Annotated in this window: 1 protein-coding gene; it reads right to left on the bottom strand. The window is 72.9% G+C overall.

Translation table 11 applies throughout. The features are described from left to right. Nucleotides 1–2,994: ligand-binding sensor domain-containing protein (locus A7A76_RS11860; protein WP_206411379.1), on the bottom strand; the 2,994-nt coding region annotated here is incomplete at both ends.

Below are 2,994 nucleotides of genomic sequence, written 5' to 3'. Positions count from 1 at the left end.
TCGAAGCGGCGGAACAGGCGCTGCTTCTGTTCTTCGTTGAGGCCCGGGCCGGTGTCGCTGACTTCGAAGCGCACGCCCTGCGGGGTCAACCGCTGCACGCGCAGGCTCACCGCGCCGACGTCGGTGAACTTGATCGCATTGCCGAGCAGGTTCAGCAGCACCTGGCAGACCCGGCTGCTGTCGCCGCGCAAGCCGCGCGGCGCATCGGCGGCCACGTCCACGTCGAAGCGCAGGCCGCGCTGCTGCGCCAGCGGCCGCATCAGGTCGGCGGCTTGCGCGACCAATGCGCGAACGTCGAACGGTTCGTGCGCGAGTTCGAGCTTGCCCGATTCGATCCGGGCCAGGTCGAGCGCGTCGTTGACCAAACGCAAGAGGTGTTCGCCGGCGCGGCGGATCGATTCGGTATAGCCGCGCTGCTTCTGGTCCAGCGGCGTATCCAGCAACAGCTCGCTCATCCCCAGCACGCCGGTCATCGGCGTGCGCACCTCGTGCCCCAGCGTCGCCAGGAACCGGGTCTTCGCCAGCGAGGCCTGCTTGGCCACTTCGCGCTCGTGCTCGGCGCGCTGCCACGCCAGCCGCCGTTGCAGGCGGTTGCGGTGCGCCATCAGGATCCACGCCAGCACCAGCGCCAGCAGCGCCAGCGCGCCCAGCACCGCCCACCAGCTCCACCACCACGGCGAATCCACGTGCAACGCGATCGTCAGCGGCGGCGTCCACACGTTGTCGGCGGTCTTGGCCATCACCTGCAGGCGGTAGTCGCCGGGCGAGAGCTGCGAGAACACGCGCTCGCCGCTGGCGCCGACGTCGACCCAGCCCGGATCGAAGCGGCTCAGGCGGAAGCGATAACGGTTGCTCTGCGAATTGTTGAACGACAGCAGCCGCGCGACCACGCGCAGGTCGCGGTCGCCGTCGGCCATGGTCACCGCCGGCACCTTGCCCGGCAGCGCCCGGCCCGGATCGGCCTCGTCGGTCGGAAACGCGACCTTGCGGCTGCCGCGGCGCACCTCGATGCTTTCCACGATCAGCGTCGGCGCCTCGCGGCTGGGCCGCACCACCGCCGGATCGAATAGCACCAGGCCTTCGGGACTGCCGATCAGCAGGCGCCCGTCGCCGGGGCGCGGCACCGGCGCGTGGTTGAATTCCTGGCTCGGCAGGCCGTCCTTGACCCCGTACACCCGCGCCGAGCGCGCGACCGGATCGACCCGCACCAGGCCGCGCTTGCTGGTGATCCACACCAGGCCGGCGGCATCGACGCTGATCCCGCGCATCTCGGTCGCCGGCAGCCCGTCCGGCGCGCCCAGGCCGAACGCGCGCTGCAGCCGCCGGCCGTCCCAGTCGTACGCCTCCAGCGTGCCGAAGCCGCCGATCCACAGGCGCGCGCGGCGCGCGCCCGCGGCGGGACGCGGTTCGAACGCGAAGCTCTGCACGGTCCGGCCGTGGCCGATTCCCGGCACATCGAGGAAGCGCCGCTGCGCGCGGTCCCAGCGCCACAGGCCGTCGCCGGCCAGCCACAGCGCGCCGTCGGGGCCGGTTCCGGTCACCGGCGCGGACAGGTCGCGCGGCAGGCCGCGTTCGCCGAAGCGCAGCGCTTCGCGCACCGCGCCTTCGTCGTCGCGCGCCTGCACGTCGCCGTCGCTGCCGATCAGCCAGACCAGACCGTCGCCTTCGACCAGTTCGACCGTGCCGGTGATGCTGGCGTCGCGTCCGTCGCCGCGGTGCCAGGTGCGCACCGCGCGCGTGGCCGCATCGATCCGCGCCAGGCCGCCGTAAAAGCTCACCCAGACCCGGCCGCGGCGATCGGCGAGGACCCGGTCCAGGGCGATGCCGCCGCTGAAGTCCTTGGCGAAATGCACGACCTGGCCGGTCTCCGGATCGAGCTTGTCGAGCACGCCGCCGCTGCCGACCAGCCACATGTCGCCGTCGGCGGCGGCCGCGATCCCGCGCACGTGGCCGTTGGCGATCGAGCGCGGATCGTCCACGCGCCGGGTCAGCACCGAGAACTGGCGCCAGTTCGGCGGCAGATACCACAAGCCGTGGCCGTTGCTGGCGAACCACAGGCCGCCTTCGCGGTCCTCGTAGGCGCCCGACCAGCTCGGCCGCACCAGGCCCTGGCTGGTGGCGCTGAACAACGGCACCACCTCGATGCCGTCCGGCCCGCCCACGCCCAGCCCCTGCGGCAGGTCGAACCAGTACTGGCCGGTGCGGTCGCGGCGCAGCACGTCGATCACCTTGAGCCTGGGCGCGAAGCCGGCCCAGGGCTCGGCCTGGTAGCGCCCGTCGGGCCGGCGCATGCCGGCGCCGCCGGGCGTGCCGAACCAGGCGGTGCCGTCGCGTTCGAAGGCGATGGAATTGACGATGTCGGACTTCAGCGCGCCAGCCGGCACGCGTTCGAAATCGTGGCCGGTCCAGCGCGCGGCGCCGGCCAGGGTGGCGATCCACAGCGCGCCGTCGGGCGCGACGGCGAGGTTGACCACGCCTTCGCTGGGCAGGCTGCGCGGGTCGCCGGCGCGCGGCATGAAGCGCTGCAGTTCGCCGTCGGCGTCCATGCGGTAGAGGCCGCCGCGCTCAGTGCCGAACCACAGCGCGCCGTCGGGGGTGGAGGCGATCGACCACACGCAGTCGTCGGCCAGCGCCGGGGTGTTGGCGCGGTCGAAATAGGTCCAGCGCTTGCGCTGCGGGTCGAGCATCGCCAGCCCGGCCTGGGCGGTGCCGACCCAGACCCGGTTGCGCGCGTCCACGTGCACCGCCCACAGGAAGTTGTCGCGCAGGCCCTGCTCGCGCTGCCAGACCCGGTAGCCGGTGCCGTCGTAGCGCGCCAGCCCTTCGCTGGTGGCGATCCACAGATAGCCGTGGCGGTCTTCGGCGATGCGGTTGATGGTGTTCGACGGCAAGCCGTCGGCGACGGTGAGCTGGCGCGGCCGCGGCGTTTCCGGCAGGCCCGCGGCGGCCGGCAGCGCGCACAGCGCGAGCATCAGCGCGGCAGCGGCGGCGAGC

This window comes from Lysobacter enzymogenes (assembly GCF_017168095.1).
In the GTDB taxonomy this organism is placed as follows: Bacteria; Pseudomonadota; Gammaproteobacteria; order Xanthomonadales; family Xanthomonadaceae; genus Lysobacter; species Lysobacter enzymogenes_D.
Note: the sequence above shows the minus strand (reverse complement) of the source record. Positions and strands in the feature narration are given on the sequence as shown.